Raw genomic sequence first — 14,862 nt, 5'->3', positions numbered from 1 at the left:
CAGACTTCCGACCTTAAGAAATTGTTGTTTGCATTTCTTTTCACTGGAAAGGGTAAAATTAGTTAGAAAATGGGAGGAGATATATAAATGAACAATTCAAAATTCAAGCGAATTTTTCTTATTGTTATGGATTCTGTAGGGATTGGAGAAGCACCCGATGCTGAAAAGTTCAATGATAAAGGTGCTGACACACTTGGACATATTGCTGAAAAGATGAATGGTCTTACAATGCCTAACATGGGTAGTCTTGGCTTAAGTAATATTCGTGAAATTAAAGGAATTCCACCGGCAGCTCATCCTGTCGCACACTTCGGAAAAATGCAGGAGGCTTCCAATGGGAAAGATACGATGACAGGTCATTGGGAAATCATGGGGCTTCATATCGAAAATCCTTTCCAGACGTTTCCAGATGGGTTTCCACAGGAATTGATCCAGGAATTAGAGAAAAAAACAGGTAGACAAATAATAGGAAATAAACCTGCATCAGGTACGGAAATTCTCGATGAGCTCGGAAAAGAACATATCGAAACAGGTGCACTGATTGTTTATACATCTGCTGACTCGGTTCTTCAAATTGCTGCTCACGAAGAGATTGTTTCAATTGAGGAATTATACGATATTTGTAAGATCGCACGTGAACTTACCCTTGATGAAAAATACATGGTTGGAAGAGTCATCGCTCGTCCATTCATTGGTAAGCCTGGGCAGTTTGAACGGACCGCCAATCGACATGACTATGCCCTTAAACCTTTTGGACGGACCGTAATGAATGAGCTTAAGGATTCAAAATATGACGTCATCGCAATAGGGAAAATTTCAGATATATATGATGGTGAAGGCGTGACCGAATCCATTCGTACCACATCGAATATGGATGGGATGGACCGCTTCCTTGAGACGATCGATCGCTCATTCACAGGGATCAGCTTTTTAAACCTTGTGGACTTTGATGCGAAGTTCGGCCACCGAAGAGATCCGATCGGTTACGGAAAAGCGCTAGAAGATTATGATGCTCGCTTACCTGAAGTAATGGAGAAGCTTAAGGAGGGGGATCTTCTATTAATTACGGCTGATCACGGGAATGATCCCGTGCATCATGGTACTGACCATACGAGAGAATATGTACCGTTGATTGCTTACCATAAAGGCATTTCTGAAGGTAAGGAGTTACCTTTAAGTAAAACATTTGCAAATATCGGTGCGACCATTGCCGATAACTTTCAAACAGAGGCACCTAAACATGGAAAAAGCATCCTTGACATTTTATAGGGGGGAATTTTGATGTCTATAATAGAAACGATGAAAAATGCAGCCAACTATATTAACGAACAATTAAATGAGAAACCGTCGGTAGGATTGATACTCGGATCTGGACTAGGTATTCTCGCAGATCAAATTGAAAATCCGGTAATCATTCCGTACGAAGAAATTCCTTCATTTCCTGTCTCGACCGTTGAAGGCCATGCAGGGGAACTTGTGATCGGGAAACTAAAAGGTAAAACGGTTGTTGCTATGAAAGGTCGCTTCCACTATTACGAAGGCTATTCTTTACAAAAAGTAACCTTTCCTGTAAGGGTGATGAAAGAAATCGGTGTTGACACACTGATTGTTACCAATGCAGCAGGTGGCATAAACAAAGAATTTAATGCGGGTGATTTGATGCTCATTACTGACCATATTAATAACTTAGGTGATAACCCATTGACCGGACCAAATGATAAAGATCTTGGTGTGCGTTTTCCGGACATGTCAACCGCTTATTCGACTCGATTACAGCATGTTGCGAAGGAAATTGCTGACACTTTGAACATTCCGATCCAAGCAGGTGTCTATATTTCAAATTCTGGACCTTCCTATGAAACACCAGCAGAGGTTCGGATGCTACGAATATTGGGAGGCGATGCTGTCGGTATGTCAACTGTTCCAGAAGTCATCGTGGCTCGCCATGCAGGTATGGAGGTTCTCGGGATTTCCTGTATATCGAACATGGCTGCAGGAATCCTCGATCAGCCACTGACACATGCTGAAGTTATAGAGACAACGGAAAATGTTAAAGCAGATTTTATGAATCTGGTTAAGGGTATCGTAAAACAACTATAGAGGTTGTTCAAAAAGTCCGGAGGCTCACACGATGTGAGTCAGTTCGACGTTTTCACAGGATGTGAAGTAGTTAGTCGAACTTCTTTTAATAGCTGTCGTATTTCTTTGTTACTCGGTCTCTCCGGTCCTCACGTAAAACTAGGAAGTATCGATTCATCGATGTACATTCATTGTGCACCTGTGTCTAACTTGTCGATGCTATCGATGAAAGCTTCCTCGGTGCAAGGCAGTAAAGATGCCTTCAAGTGAGTAGCCTTCCTCGAGACTGTCGTGCCTCGGGCTCACAGGATGTGAGTCAGTTCAACGTTGTTACAGGACGTAACGTACTTAGTTGAACTTCAGAAAACTCGGCTCTTTTATCCTCTTTTTTGAACGCATATTAAAAGGATGTTCAAAAGATCCGGAGGCTAACAGGATGTTAGTCAGTTCGAATTTGTCACAGGTCGTGGTGGGTTTAGTCGATCTTTCGATGAAATTTAATTAAAGGATGAGATTCTTATGAGAATGGTTGATATTATTCAAAAAAAACGAAACGGAAAAGAATTGTCTGATGAAGAAATCAATTTTTTTATAAATGGATATACGAACGATGAAATTCCTGATTACCAGGTATCAGCTTTAATGATGGCCATTTATTTTCAAGGGATGACACCAACAGAAACGGCAACCTTAACACAGGCGATGGTGAATTCGGGTGAAACGATCGACCTTTCAGCGATTAAAGGCCATAAGGTTGACAAACATTCTACTGGTGGTGTGGGAGATAAGGTAACATTTATTGTCGCTCCCTTAGTAGCCTCAGCAGGCGTACCGGTTGCGAAGATGTCTGGAAGAGGTCTCGGTCATACAGGAGGAACACTTGATAAATTAGAATCCATTGAAGGATTTAACATTGAAATGACTAAGGAAAAATTCATCAATAATGTAAACACATATAAGCTTGCTGTAGCTGGACAAACAGGAAACCTGGCGCCAGCTGATAAAAAGCTTTATTCACTCCGGGATGTTACTGCTACAGTTGATTCTATACCATTGATTGCAGGTTCGATCATGAGTAAAAAGCTTGCTTCAGGAGCTGACAGTATTGTTCTTGATGTCAAAACTGGTTCAGGTGCTTTTATGAAAACACTTGAAGATTCCGTAGCACTTGCTGAGGAAATGGTTAACATCGGTAAAAACTTAGGTAAAAACACAGTTGCTGTCATAAGTGACATGAATCAACCGCTCGGGTTTGAAGTAGGGAATGCCAATGAAATTAAGGAAGCGGTCGAAATACTGCAAGGGAAAAATGTCGAGGACTTACGGAGACTTTCATTAGAATTATCTTCACATATGACTGTTCTGGCAGGGGTATTTAATTCATATGAGGAAGCTTATAAAGGTCTTGAAGATAACCTAAAAAACGGCAAAGCATTCGAATGCTTCCGGAATTTAATTAAAGCTCAAGATGGTAATGTCCAAATGATTGATGACTTGAGTCAACTTCCTGACTCAAAATATCACGTTGAAGTTTTATCAGATTCAGATGGCTACGTTTCAGAAATAGATGCAGAATCAATCGGTCTCGCGGCGATGTACTTAGGAGCGGGAAGAGCGACGAAGGATGATCAAATCAACCATGGTGTCGGTATATCCTTGAAAAAGAAAATCGGTGACAGCGTAAAGGCTGGGGAGATTTTAGTTGTTTTACACAGTGATGCCGATAACCCGTCGGATTCCATTAATAAAGTGAAAGAAGCTTACACAATCACGGATCAGAAGGTAGAACCGAATACGTTGATTTACAACGTAATTAAATGATAATGCACGCAAATCATTAAATACGACATACGAGAAAAGCATTGGTTCCGAACTTTTTGAACCAATGCTTTTTTTGATTGTTGTACAAACTTAATAATTTAATCGGAACGAAGTATAATCCGTCCATAATTGGTAAATATATGAATAATAAGAATGGAGGGATTACGTCTATGAAACGCGTTTTTACAAGTTTGATGGCTGTTGCAATCTCAATGTCTATTTTATCACCCGCAGCCTTTGCCAGAGAACAGGATAATGGTATGAAACTGGCAGAACAATCTTCTTCTGCCATTTTAATTGAGCGTGATACAGGTACGGTTCTATTTGAGAAAAATTCTGATGAAAAGCTTCCTCCTGCAAGCATGACAAAAGTAATGACGATGATTTTAATTATGGAAGCCTTAAATAAAGAAAAAATTACGTTGAAAGATAAAGTAAGAGCGAGTGAATACGCTGCTTCGATGGGAGGTTCTCAGATCTTTTTAGAAGCTGGGGAGGTAATGGCCGTCGAGGACTTGCTGAAGGGGGTAGCCCTTGCTTCAGGTAACGACGCGTCCGTGGCCCTCGGAGAACATATTGCTGGCACGAACGCAGCGTTTGTAAAAATGATGAATGAAAAGGCCAAAGATCTAGGATTGAAAAATACACATTTTGAGAATGCTACTGGACTGCCGGCAGAAAATCACTATAGTACTGCACGAGATATGGCTCTTATGGCTAAAGAATTACTTAAGTATGAACAGATTACGAAATATACAGGAAAATATGAAGACTACTTAAGAGAAAACACAGATAAAAAGTTTTGGCTTGTCAACACGAACAAGCTTGTTAAATTTTATCCTGGAGTCGATGGTTTAAAAACCGGATACACCCATGAAGCAAAATATTGTTTGACTGCAACTGCAGAAAAAAATGATATGCGGGTCATTGCAGTCGTGATGGGTGCACCAACAACAAAAGCACGAAATACACAAATTTCACAAATGCTTGATTATGCTTTTGCGAATTATGCAACAGAACAAATATATGAACGAAATCAAATTATCGATGAAGTACCTGTCCAAAAGGGAGTAACGAAAACCGTCCATCTTGCCACGTCAGAAACGGTCTCGGTATTGATGAAAAAGGGAGATGAGAAGTTAAAATTAGAAACCGAGATAAAAGTGAAGAAAAACTTAAATACTCCAATTAAAAAGGGGGATGTTCTTGGTACACTTGTTGTAAAAAACAATGGGAAAGCTGTAATGAACACACCACTCGTAGCATCGGAAAAAGTACCTGCAGCATCCTTGTGGGGAATGTTTAAACGCACGGTTGGACATTTTTCTCAAACACCTTAAAATCAATTGACAGATAATTGGATTATGCATCGATTCAGCACTAGTTTTGTCATCGGGAAGGATAAGAGTATATAAATATCGAAATGACTCACTAGCCAGATGAAGGAGGAGAGGTAAGTGAGTCTCAACGTAAAGCTTGAAACAAAAGAACGTGTTTTATGTATTCGATTATCCGGTGATTTAGACCACCATAGCGCAGAGCAATTGCGAACAGAAGTTGATCAGACCATTGAAAAGCATCAGATCCATCATATTATTTTGAATTTAGAATCTCTGTCTTTTATGGATAGTTCAGGATTAGGAGTAATCCTTGGACGATATAAATTGATCAAAAGCCAGGGAGGAGAAATGGTAGTATGTTCGATCTCCCCTTCTGTAAAAAGACTGTTTGAGATGTCTGGAATGTTTAAAATTATCCGTCTTGAGAACAGTGAACAAGAAGCATTGCAAACGCTGGGGGTGGCGTAATGAAAAATGAAATGAAATTAGAATTTGCAGCAAGAAGCGAAAATGAATCTTTTGCAAGGGTTACGGTGGCATCATTCATCGCCCAATTGGATCCAACTGTTGAGGAACTTACTGAGATTAAAACGGTAGTATCCGAGGCAGTGACAAATGCGATCATCCATGGATATGAAAATAATTCTGGTGAGATGGTGTATATCGAATGCTGTTTGGAGGATGGTTTTGTTGAATTGCTGATTCGTGACAATGGAATCGGGATCGACAACCTGGACGAAGCCCGACAGCCATTATTTACAACCAAACCTGAGCTTGAACGTTCCGGTATGGGTTTTACGATTATGGAAAATTTTATGGACCGTGTCGAAATTGAAACAGAAAAATCCTTTGGCACCACGATACGCTTAACAAAGTATTTAACTAATCATAAAGCGCTATGTAACTAAGGGAGTCCTGCCTATGGATTTGGACGTTAAACAAAATCAGAAAAACACGTATCTGAATGACTCTGAAATGAAACAATTGATCAAACAAAGTCAGGATGGTGATCAAACCGCTAGAGATACAATTGTTGAGAAGAACATGCGATTAGTTTGGTCTGTTGTTCAGCGCTTCCTTAATAGGGGTTATGAACCAGATGATCTTTTTCAAATCGGAAGTATCGGGCTCTTAAAATCTGTTGATAAGTTTGATTTAAGCTATGACGTGAAGTTTTCGACTTATGCAGTTCCGATGATCATAGGCGAAATCCAACGGTTTATTCGCGATGATGGGACGGTTAAGGTCAGCCGATCTTTGAAGGAGCTTGGAAATAAGGTCCGAAAAGCCAGGGACGAACTGTCAAAGGAATATGGTCGAAATCCGACAGTTACGGAGATTGCCGATCGACTCGATATTAGCCCGGAAGAAGTCGTAATGGCTCAGGAGGCGGTTCGGGCACCTTCCTCTATCCATGAAACCGTCTATGAAAATGACGGAGATCCGATTACACTATTGGACCAAATTGCAGATCAAGGTGAATCGAAATGGTTTGATCAAATTGCGTTAAAGGAAGCGATCCAGTCTTTGAACGAACGGGAGCGACTAATCGTTTACTTACGTTATTACAAGGATCAAACCCAATCAGAAGTAGCATCGCGGCTTGGTATATCCCAGGTACAAGTATCGAGGCTGGAAAAGAAAATATTACAAGAAATGAAAAGCCAGATGGACGGTTAGCCACCGTTTATCTGGCTTTTTTTATTGAGTAAGTAAGGTCTAACTTAATCGCCAAGGTTCACATTGTCCCCATACATGCCCTCGAACGCTGCCGTCTATGATGCCCTGGAAGTGCATATTTTGCAGTTTCAGGTACTCTTTTGCTCCAATATGCGGACGAGCAAGATTCTAATAGGAAATTAATGGATTGGTCGGTTGGACAGAATGATACTGCATTGGGAGAAACATACTACATATAAATGATTTGGCATAGGAGGGATATCTTTTGGACGTCGAAATTCTGTATTTACGGATGCGGCATCGCTTATTCGTTTCTCCAGATCAAAAGGTTCGGATTAAAGACGTTGCACAACTCGTAGGTCCGGATGACATCACCTCAACTATCGGCCAACTTGTCATTCATAAAATTACCGTCCATGACAAAACAATCGTTATTATCGACTTAATGAAGGTGTTAAGACGTTTAAGAGAATTCAAACCCGACCTTGAGGTCCAAACAGTTGGTCCTCCTCAAACGATAATTGAAGTTCAGTATCCGAAGTCAAAAATCACTGGTATCTATTTTGTCATCGTTTGGGTGTTGTTATTTATTGGTTCAGGATTAGCAATCATGAACTTCCATGAAGATGTCAGTATGCAGATGGTCCATCAGAAAATTTACTACATTATTACAGGTAAACAAAACGATTACCCATTATTATTGCAAATACCATACTCTTTGGGGCTTGGCCTCGGCATGGTCCTTTTCTTTAATCACATCTTCAAAAAGCGATTTAATGAGGAACCAAGTCCCTTAGAGGTAGAAATGTTCAATTATCAACAAGACCTGGACCAGTACGTCATTATGAATGAAAACAAAGAAAACGAGAAGAAAGCCAATGACGATTAAAATCCTCATTATCTTATTATTTGGACTTGGAGGAGGTTTAGCAGTTGGAGCTGGCTTTGTTGCAATTCTAACTGTATTTGGTATCATACCGCGTTTGATGCAGATTACGAAAACATACGCCCACATCCGCGGGTATGAAATAGGCATCATTTCTGGTGTGCTATTTTCAAGCTGGTATGGTCTCAGGGATATGTCGATTCAAAGTGCACCGCTATTGTTAATTCCGATTGGTATTGCCTGTGGAACGTTTGTCGGGATGCTTGCTGCAGCTTTAACGGAGGTGCTGAACGTACTTCCGATTTTAATGAAAAGAGTCGGATTTAAAGAGCAATTACTTGTTCTATTAATGGCGATCGTATTCGGCAAATTGTTAGGGTCCCTTTTTCATTGGGTCTTTTTTGTAAAACTTTAAGTAAGGAGTGTACAAAATGAGTAAACAACAGCTGTCATCAGAACAACAAGAATATAAAGAAAAGATCAAACCACTTCAGCCTAAACCACCGTATGTAGTGAATGTCCTGAAAGCATTTTTGGTTGGTGGCTTGATCTGTGCGATTGGACAAGCAATTTCTAACTTCTATATCGCATTCTTTGATTTTAACGAAACGACCGCAGGAAATCCAACGGTTGCAACCCTTATTTTAATCGCCTCACTTTTGACGGGAATGGGTGTTTATGACAAGATCGGCCAATTTGGAGGAGCGGGATCCATCGTACCTGTTACTGGATTTGCAAATGCAGTTACAAGTGCGGCATTAGAACATAAAAGCGAGGGACTTGTCCTTGGGGTCGCTACCAATTTATTTAAACTAGCTGGTGCAGTGATTGTATTTGGTGCAGTAGCGGCTTATATCGTAGGAATGATTCGCTATGTATTTCAAATGTTTCTATGAAGTAGGAGGGCATGAACACAATGAAGCTAACAGGTAAGCAAACATGGACATTTTCAAAAGAATTATTCATTGTCTCAGCGGGAACAACAGTTGGTCCCGAAGAAGCAGCTGGTCCGTTAGGAGAAACATATGATTTAACCTTTGATGAGTTGCATTGTGGCCAAGATAACTGGGAATTGGCTGAAAGGCATTTAATGGAACAATCTATCAACATCTGCTTACAAAAGGCAAATAAACAACCGGATGAAATTGATCTCTTTCTTTCGGGTGATTTGATTAATCAAACTGTCATTGCCAACTACACGGCGAGACAAAACCAAATCCCCTTTCTAGGTATGTTCGGGGCATGTTCGACTTCAATGGAAACACTGGCTTTGGCATCTGCATTGATTGATGGAGGATTTGCTAAGCTCGTATTAACTGCGAGCAGTAGTCATAATGCCACTGCTGAAAGACAGTTTCGTTATCCGACGGAGTATGGTGGGCAAAAGCCTGATACTGCTACATATACCGTTACTGGAGCAGGGGCTTCCCTTGTCGGGACTGAACCGTCACCAATTAGAATCACGAGCGCTACGATCGGTCGTGTAATGGATTTGGGAATTTCAGATCCGTTCGATATGGGATCTGCAATGGCACCAGCAGCTGCGGATACAATCGCAGCACATTTAAATGATATGGGTCGTACGCCAAAAGACTTTGACTTAATTGTAACCGGAGATCTTTCTGCAGTAGGGACGCCGATTCTGAAACAGCTACTGCAGGAGAAGAATTTTGATATTTCTGCGAACCACCAGGATTGCGGATTACTCGTTTATCGACCTGATCAACCTGTTTTTGCAGGAGGAAGTGGTTGTGCTTGTTCGGCAGTCGTCACCTATGGACATTTATTAGAAGAATTACGGCTAGGAAAATTAAATCGAATCTTGGTCGTTGCCACAGGAGCTCTCATGAATCCGATGATGATTCAGCAAAAGGAAACGATACCTACCATTGCACATGGAGTGGTACTTGAGGCTTCTGGTAAAGGGGGGCAGGGGTGATGGAATATTTACTCGCATTTATTGTTGGTGGATTGATTTGTGTAATTGGTCAATTATTGATGGACTTTGCGAAATTGACACCTGCCCATGTCACCTCAAGCTTTGTCGTTGCTGGAGCATGCCTAGACGGATTCGGGTTATATGACAAACTCATACAGTTTGCCGGTGCTGGTGCAACTGTCCCGATAACAAGTTTTGGTCACTCTTTGCTACATGGAGCGATGGCAGAGGCTGAACAGCATGGTTTTATCGGTATAGCAATGGGGATATTCCAACTAACATCAGCAGGGATATCGTCAGCGATATTGTTTGGATTTATCGTTGCTGTTCTGTTTAAACCAAAGGGATGATCTAATGTGAAAAAGCGTGTCATCATTATTACGGATGGAGATCTATATGCACTGAAAGCAGTCCAGCATGTTGCAGAGAAGATCGGTGGACGTTGTATTTCCCTGTCTTGGGGAAATCCATCCAGATTAACTGGAGAACATCTAGTTTCGATGATCCTTTCAACGCCTTACGATCCAGTACTCGTTATGTTTGACGATTGTGGTTATCGTGGTGAAGGACCAGGTGAGCAAGCAATGAGGGCAGTTTCCAATCATTCTGATATTGAGATTATCGGTGCGATCGCAGTTGCATCTAAAACACATCTGGCAGAATGGACACGTGTTGATGTAAGCATCGATCGGTTTGGGGAGCTGTCCGAATATGGTGTAGATAAAAGTGGACTCCCTGATTTGGAGCTCGGTCGAATCGACGGTGATACGGTTTATATTCTCGATCAGCTTGACATCCCCATCACGATAGGTGTAGGTGATATCGGAAAGATGGCAGGTCGGGATACCCCTGAAAAAGGGGCTCCAATCACACAAAAAGCAGTAGAACTCATCCTGGAAAGGAGTCGTAACTATGCATCCGAAAAAAGAAAAAACACCGATTCATAAAAAAATTTCAGAAAACGAAGCTTTATTAAAGGATAGGCTTGGGATCGGGAAAAGCTTTGACATAGGTGTACGGAAATTAAAGATTTTGAACAAAGAAGTTCAAGTTTATTACTGTACTGGACTATGTGATAGTGGATTCATCATTCAACTGCTTCGTGAATTGATGGATATGGATTATGAATACGGTTCAAGTTCAAATACGAAGGATGTCATAAAAAACCACCTTGCTCATCAACAAGTTTCAACCGTAAAAAGCTTGGATGAAGTAATGGATCGAGTCCTATCTGGTTTAATCGGAGTGTTGATTGATGGAACTAATGAGGGGTTTATTGTTGATGTCAGAAGTTATCCTGGCCGTTCCCCAAAAGAGCCTGATGTTGAAAAGGTGGTTCGGGGATCACGTGACGGATATACGGAGAACATCGTAGAAAATACGGCTTTGACGAGAAGAAGAGTTCGAGATGAGCGACTTCGACATGAAATAATTCAAATTGGGGATCGATCGAAAACAGATGTATGTATCGCGTACCTGCAGGATGTTGCCGACCCAAGTCTTGTTGAAACGATTCGTAAGGAATTAACCGAAATCCGAATTGATGGGATTCCTATGGCCGATAAAACCGTTGAAGAGTTTCTTGTAAAACAGGGCTGGAACCCGTTTCCGCTGGTTAGATATACGGAACGTCCGGATGTTGCAGCAGTACATATACTCGAAGGACATGTACTTATTTATGTTGATACATCACCAAGTATTATCATCACACCGACAACGTTTTTCCACCACGTACAACATGCAGAGGAGTATCGGCAGACTCCCATGATCGGTGCCTTTCTAAGGTGGATTCGATTTGGCGGTATGTTAACCTCAGTCTTGCTCATACCGCTTTGGTTACTGTTTGTCTTAAATGAAAATTTACTTCCTGAAAATCTTGATTTCATTGGACCAGCTAAAGATTCGAACATCCCGATATTTGTGCAGATCATTTTTGCTGAGCTTGGGATTGATGTTTTGAGGATGGCCGCAATCCATACGCCATCTGCATTATCGACAGCAATGGGACTGATTGCAGCGGTGTTGATCGGACAAATCGCCATCGACGTTGGATTATTTGTGTCAGAAGTCATTCTTTACGTAGCACTTGCTGCCATCGGTTCATTTTCAACTCCAAGCTATGAGTTAAGTGTGGCTAACAAAATGGTCCGGCTCTTCTTAATCACTGCTGTAGTACTGTTTGATGTTCCAGGCTTTGTGATTGGGCTGACACTCGTTATTTTATTCTTGTCGCGTATTCAAAACTTAAACACACCATACTTATGGCCGTTTATTCCCTTTAACCCTCAAGCCTTATTCCAAGTGTTGATACGTGTATCTGTTCCATTATCCAAAGTCCGACCTAGTATTGTTAGACCGAAAGACAATAAGAAACAAACCAATGCCGGATAAAAACCCATTGAAATAACAATTGAATTGTGCTACATTTATTTTAATTTCATAATTGCCTCATTTCAAAAATTAGATGAAACCACATAATCGTTCGGGTAAAAGTCTAATTTGCGCTATTTACAGTGCATAGAATGGGGTAGAGGCGCAAAACGAATAAGTATGAGTTACGAGCAAGGGATGCGATGAAGAACTCAGAAAGGTCAATTTGCCGAAGCGGACAGTATCCCGATGCTGTTTGCTGGGTCGTTGTTGAATAAGCAACGAACTGTCACTACGCATGTAGTGGAGAGCTATTCCGACTGATGAGGGTACGTGGTTAGAAACCAGTCAATGTACCTATTTTTAGGATATGTTGACTGGTTTTTTCTATTGTTATCAGTTGTACGCTCTCTCCATAGAAAAGGGAGAGGAGAATGTTTATGAATTTTTTAGGATCAGGATCAATAAACGAACGTGGGCACCTAGAAATCGGAGGTGTCGACACCACCAATCTGGCAAAGGAATTTGGAACACCGCTTTATGTATATGACGTCCGTAAGATTCGTTCTCAAGCAAGGTCTTTTAAGTCAGCCTTTCACTCTCAAGAAGTTGAGGCCAAGATCGCCTACGCGAGCAAAGCGTTTTCCTGTATCGCAATGGTCCAGCTGGTGGACGAGGAGGAATTGTTCCTTGATGTCGTGTCTGGTGGTGAATTATACACAGCGTTACGCGCTGGGTTTCCTGCTGAAAAGATTCACTTTCATGGAAACAATAAGAGCATTGAAGAACTTGAGGTAGCAGTACGTGAAGATGTTGGATGTATTGTTGTCGATAATTTTCATGAAATCGATTGCTTAACCTTGATCGGACAACAGCTTAAGAAAAAGGTTCCGATTTTACTCAGGGTCACACCGGGTATCCATGCACATACACACGACTATATTTTAACGGGTCAAGAGGATTCTAAATTCGGGTTTGACCTAATGAGTCAACAAGCTGATCAAGCATTAGGGGAAGCCGTATCTTCTAGGTATTTAGATGTTCTCGGTGTACATTGTCACATTGGTTCGCAGATTTTTGAAACACAAGGCTTCATAAAGGCGATTCAAAAAGTATTTGAAAGTTTGGGACGTTGGTCAAAGGATGTAGGTTTTATTCCACGTGTCGTTAACCTTGGCGGAGGATTCGGCATTCCATATACGACTGAGGATAAAAGCCTTTCCATTGAAAAAATGGTGGAAGAGCTCATTTCTGAAGTGAAGAAGCAAGTCGCTTTCCATTCGTTTCCGATGCCAGAGATCTGGATTGAGCCTGGACGTTCGCTTGTTGGTGAAGCTGGAACAACCCTTTATACGATTGGATCTGAAAAAAGGATTCCTGGGATACGAAATTATTTATCTGTTGATGGCGGAATGAACGATAATTTACGGCCGGCGTTATATAACGCAAAGTATGAGGCTGCAGTGGCTAATCGCCTCGGACAAAAAAATGAACAGACCGTATCAATTGCGGGTAAGTGCTGTGAGTCAGGTGATATGCTGATTTGGGACCTTAATTTACCGAAAACATCTCACGGTGATATCTTGGCGATGTTTTGTACAGGTGCTTATGGGTATTCTATGGCAAATAATTATAACCGACTTACGAGGCCAGCGGTCGTCTTTGTAGAAAATGGGGATGCGCAGCTTGTTGTGGAACGGGAACGTTATGAAGATCTAGTCCGCTTCGATCGATCGCTTCGGAAGTCGGTTGTTACAGGGGGCTAAAGCTTCACATTTCTTTACTTCCCACTGAAAAAGTCATACAATAAAACTACTTGTTTCAGAGGAGGAGTTTTAATGAAAAAAGGTAGTATTGAATTTGAAAATGGCGAAAAAGTTCTGATCGAGTTTTATCCTGAAGAAGCACCCAATACAGTTGCGAACTTTGAAAAATTAGCGAACGAAGGTTTTTATAATGGGCTGACATTCCATCGGGTCATTCCTGGTTTCGTATCACAAGGTGGGTGCCCTGAAGGAACAGGGACTTCCGGGCCAGGCTACACGATCGATTGTGAAACAGAAGGAAATCCACACAAGCATGTTCCAGGAGCATTATCAATGGCGCATGCTGGAAAGAACACAGGTGGAAGCCAGTTTTTCATCGTTCACGAAAACCAGCCGCACCTTGATGGAGTACATACAGTATTCGGTCAAGTTACAGAAGGTTTGGATTCCGCTTTACGTACACAAAACGGCGATGTCATGAAAGAAGTCAAAGTTTGGGAAGAATAAAGTCTCAGAAAAGGCTGCGCAATTAGCGTGGTCTTTTTTTATAGCTAAGAAAAGTTTAAAATTTTGCTTCAAAGATGTAATGTCTAGCCGTAATCCTTGCTTCAACATTCAAGAAAGAGTAACATATAGGAGAAATAATTAAATATCCGTTTCTTAACGGTTTCCTTCGGGGTCGGGTGAAAGTCCCAACCGGCGGTGATAAAGCGATCTGCTTTTCAGTCCGTGACCCGGTACAATCAATTTTTGTAACGGTGGATTCGGTGAAATTCCGAAGCCGACAGTATAGTCTGGATGGGAGAAGGAAAGGACACGTAACGCTAAGCTCTGTGTTGTTCACATTGTAGGAGTGAAACATGGAGTCTTTCGATACGTTTATTCAACGATTTTTCTGAGCAATCGTTCAGAAATAATCTGTTGGGTTTAGTTTCTTATGTTTTCTTACCCCGATCGTGCTATCTATGCATCTTCGGGGTT

General features: G+C 41.3%; 16 protein-coding genes and 2 riboswitches. All 16 genes read left to right on the top strand.

Features of this window, described 5'->3' with window-relative positions; translation table 11 throughout:
- Positions 1 to 87 precede the first annotated feature (87 nt).
- The 16 genes from deoB (at position 88) to MOJ78_RS12675 (ending at position 14,388) form a co-directional block, all read left to right on the top strand.
- The gene (gene deoB / locus MOJ78_RS12750) at positions 88 to 1,269 is read left to right on the top strand and encodes a phosphopentomutase (RefSeq protein ID WP_304977728.1); all 1,182 of its coding nucleotides are present in this window, start codon (positions 88 to 90) and stop codon (positions 1,267 to 1,269) included.
- A gap of 30 nt (positions 1,270 to 1,299) precedes the next feature.
- The gene (locus MOJ78_RS12745; RefSeq protein ID WP_304981252.1) at positions 1,300 to 2,100 is read left to right on the top strand and encodes a purine-nucleoside phosphorylase; all 801 of its coding nucleotides are present in this window, start codon (positions 1,300 to 1,302) and stop codon (positions 2,098 to 2,100) included.
- A 498-nt stretch (positions 2,101 to 2,598) separates the two neighbouring features.
- On the top strand, positions 2,599 to 3,900 hold the full coding sequence (locus MOJ78_RS12740; RefSeq protein WP_304977727.1) for a pyrimidine-nucleoside phosphorylase: 1,302 nt from the start codon (positions 2,599 to 2,601) through the stop codon (positions 3,898 to 3,900).
- A gap of 170 nt (positions 3,901 to 4,070) precedes the next feature.
- Positions 4,071 to 5,240, top strand: a complete 1,170-nt coding sequence (locus MOJ78_RS12735; RefSeq protein WP_304977726.1) for a D-alanyl-D-alanine carboxypeptidase family protein — start codon at positions 4,071 to 4,073, stop codon at positions 5,238 to 5,240.
- A gap of 117 nt (positions 5,241 to 5,357) precedes the next feature.
- Positions 5,358 to 5,708 carry an anti-sigma F factor antagonist gene (gene spoIIAA / locus MOJ78_RS12730; protein WP_304977725.1) on the top strand — a complete coding sequence of 117 codons (351 nt, stop codon included), beginning with the start codon at positions 5,358 to 5,360 and terminating at the stop codon, positions 5,706 to 5,708.
- Positions 5,708 to 6,148: an anti-sigma F factor gene (spoIIAB, locus tag MOJ78_RS12725; protein WP_304977724.1), complete on the top strand. Its 441-nt coding sequence runs from the start codon at positions 5,708 to 5,710 to the stop codon at positions 6,146 to 6,148. The genes spoIIAA and spoIIAB overlap by 1 nt, the downstream gene beginning before the upstream one ends.
- 13 nt (positions 6,149 to 6,161) lie before the next feature.
- Entirely contained in the window at positions 6,162 to 6,920 is a 759-nt protein-coding gene (gene sigF, locus MOJ78_RS12720) for an RNA polymerase sporulation sigma factor SigF (protein ID WP_304977723.1), read from the top strand.
- 265 nt (positions 6,921 to 7,185) lie between these two features.
- Positions 7,186 to 7,809 (top strand): stage V sporulation protein AA, encoded by a 624-nt coding sequence (locus MOJ78_RS12715; protein WP_304977722.1) that lies wholly within the window; start codon positions 7,186 to 7,188, stop codon positions 7,807 to 7,809.
- Positions 7,799 to 8,221, top strand: coding sequence for a stage V sporulation protein AB (locus MOJ78_RS12710; RefSeq protein ID WP_304977721.1), 423 nt, complete (start codon positions 7,799 to 7,801; stop codon positions 8,219 to 8,221). The genes MOJ78_RS12715 and MOJ78_RS12710 overlap by 11 nt, the downstream gene beginning before the upstream one ends.
- Before the next feature lie 16 nt (positions 8,222 to 8,237).
- Positions 8,238 to 8,702, top strand: a complete 465-nt coding sequence (spoVAC, locus tag MOJ78_RS12705) for a stage V sporulation protein AC (RefSeq protein WP_370529718.1) — start codon at positions 8,238 to 8,240, stop codon at positions 8,700 to 8,702.
- Between the two features lie 20 nt (positions 8,703 to 8,722).
- The gene (spoVAD, locus tag MOJ78_RS12700) at positions 8,723 to 9,745 is read left to right on the top strand and encodes a stage V sporulation protein AD (RefSeq protein ID WP_304977720.1); all 1,023 of its coding nucleotides are present in this window, start codon (positions 8,723 to 8,725) and stop codon (positions 9,743 to 9,745) included.
- Positions 9,745 to 10,095, top strand: a complete 351-nt coding sequence (gene spoVAE, locus MOJ78_RS12695; protein WP_304977719.1) for a stage V sporulation protein AE — start codon at positions 9,745 to 9,747, stop codon at positions 10,093 to 10,095. The genes spoVAD and spoVAE overlap by 1 nt, the downstream gene beginning before the upstream one ends.
- Before the next feature lie 6 nt (positions 10,096 to 10,101).
- Positions 10,102 to 10,692: a stage V sporulation protein SpoVABEA gene (locus tag MOJ78_RS12690; protein ID WP_304977718.1), complete on the top strand. Its 591-nt coding sequence runs from the start codon at positions 10,102 to 10,104 to the stop codon at positions 10,690 to 10,692.
- Positions 10,658 to 12,136, top strand: coding sequence for a spore germination protein (locus MOJ78_RS12685; RefSeq protein ID WP_304977717.1), 1,479 nt, complete (start codon positions 10,658 to 10,660; stop codon positions 12,134 to 12,136). The genes MOJ78_RS12690 and MOJ78_RS12685 overlap by 35 nt, the downstream gene beginning before the upstream one ends.
- Positions 12,137 to 12,265: 129 nt before the next feature.
- Positions 12,266 to 12,437, top strand: a riboswitch (Lysine riboswitch).
- A gap of 118 nt (positions 12,438 to 12,555) precedes the next feature.
- Positions 12,556 to 13,881: a diaminopimelate decarboxylase gene (gene lysA / locus MOJ78_RS12680; RefSeq protein WP_304977716.1), complete on the top strand. Its 1,326-nt coding sequence runs from the start codon at positions 12,556 to 12,558 to the stop codon at positions 13,879 to 13,881.
- A gap of 72 nt (positions 13,882 to 13,953) precedes the next feature.
- Complete coding sequence (locus tag MOJ78_RS12675) at positions 13,954 to 14,388, top strand: peptidylprolyl isomerase (protein WP_304977715.1); 435 nt, start codon at positions 13,954 to 13,956, stop codon at positions 14,386 to 14,388.
- Between the two features lie 158 nt (positions 14,389 to 14,546).
- Positions 14,547 to 14,695: riboswitch (FMN riboswitch) on the top strand.
- The last annotated feature ends 167 nt before the right edge of the window (positions 14,696 to 14,862 follow it).

This window comes from Alkalihalobacillus sp. AL-G (assembly GCF_030643805.1).
Lineage (GTDB): Bacteria > Bacillota > Bacilli > Bacillales > Fictibacillaceae > Pseudalkalibacillus.
This window is presented reverse-complemented; position numbering and strand designations above follow the sequence as displayed.

Bases quoted from the DNA above. Each gene is read 5' to 3' on its own strand.
- spoVAE (WP_304977719.1), top strand. From the start codon at position 9,745: ATGGAATATTTACTCGCATTTATTGTTGGTGGATTGATTTGTGTAATT.
- MOJ78_RS12675 (WP_304977715.1), top strand. From the start codon at position 13,954: ATGAAAAAAGGTAGTATTGAATTTGAAAATGGCGAAAAAGTTCTGATC.
- deoB (WP_304977728.1), top strand. From the start codon at position 88: ATGAACAATTCAAAATTCAAGCGAATTTTTCTTATTGTTATGGATTCT.
- MOJ78_RS12745 (WP_304981252.1), top strand. From the start codon at position 1,300: ATGAAAAATGCAGCCAACTATATTAACGAACAATTAAATGAGAAACCG.
- spoVAC (WP_370529718.1), top strand. From the start codon at position 8,238: ATGAGTAAACAACAGCTGTCATCAGAACAACAAGAATATAAAGAAAAG.
- MOJ78_RS12735 (WP_304977726.1), top strand. From the start codon at position 4,071: ATGAAACGCGTTTTTACAAGTTTGATGGCTGTTGCAATCTCAATGTCT.
- lysA (WP_304977716.1), top strand. From the start codon at position 12,556: ATGAATTTTTTAGGATCAGGATCAATAAACGAACGTGGGCACCTAGAA.
- spoIIAB (WP_304977724.1), top strand. From the start codon at position 5,708: ATGAAAAATGAAATGAAATTAGAATTTGCAGCAAGAAGCGAAAATGAA.
- MOJ78_RS12685 (WP_304977717.1), top strand. From the start codon at position 10,658: ATGCATCCGAAAAAAGAAAAAACACCGATTCATAAAAAAATTTCAGAA.
- sigF (WP_304977723.1), top strand. From the start codon at position 6,162: ATGGATTTGGACGTTAAACAAAATCAGAAAAACACGTATCTGAATGAC.
- MOJ78_RS12740 (WP_304977727.1), top strand. From the start codon at position 2,599: ATGAGAATGGTTGATATTATTCAAAAAAAACGAAACGGAAAAGAATTG.
- MOJ78_RS12710 (WP_304977721.1), top strand. From the start codon at position 7,799: ATGACGATTAAAATCCTCATTATCTTATTATTTGGACTTGGAGGAGGT.
- spoVAD (WP_304977720.1), top strand. From the start codon at position 8,723: ATGAAGCTAACAGGTAAGCAAACATGGACATTTTCAAAAGAATTATTC.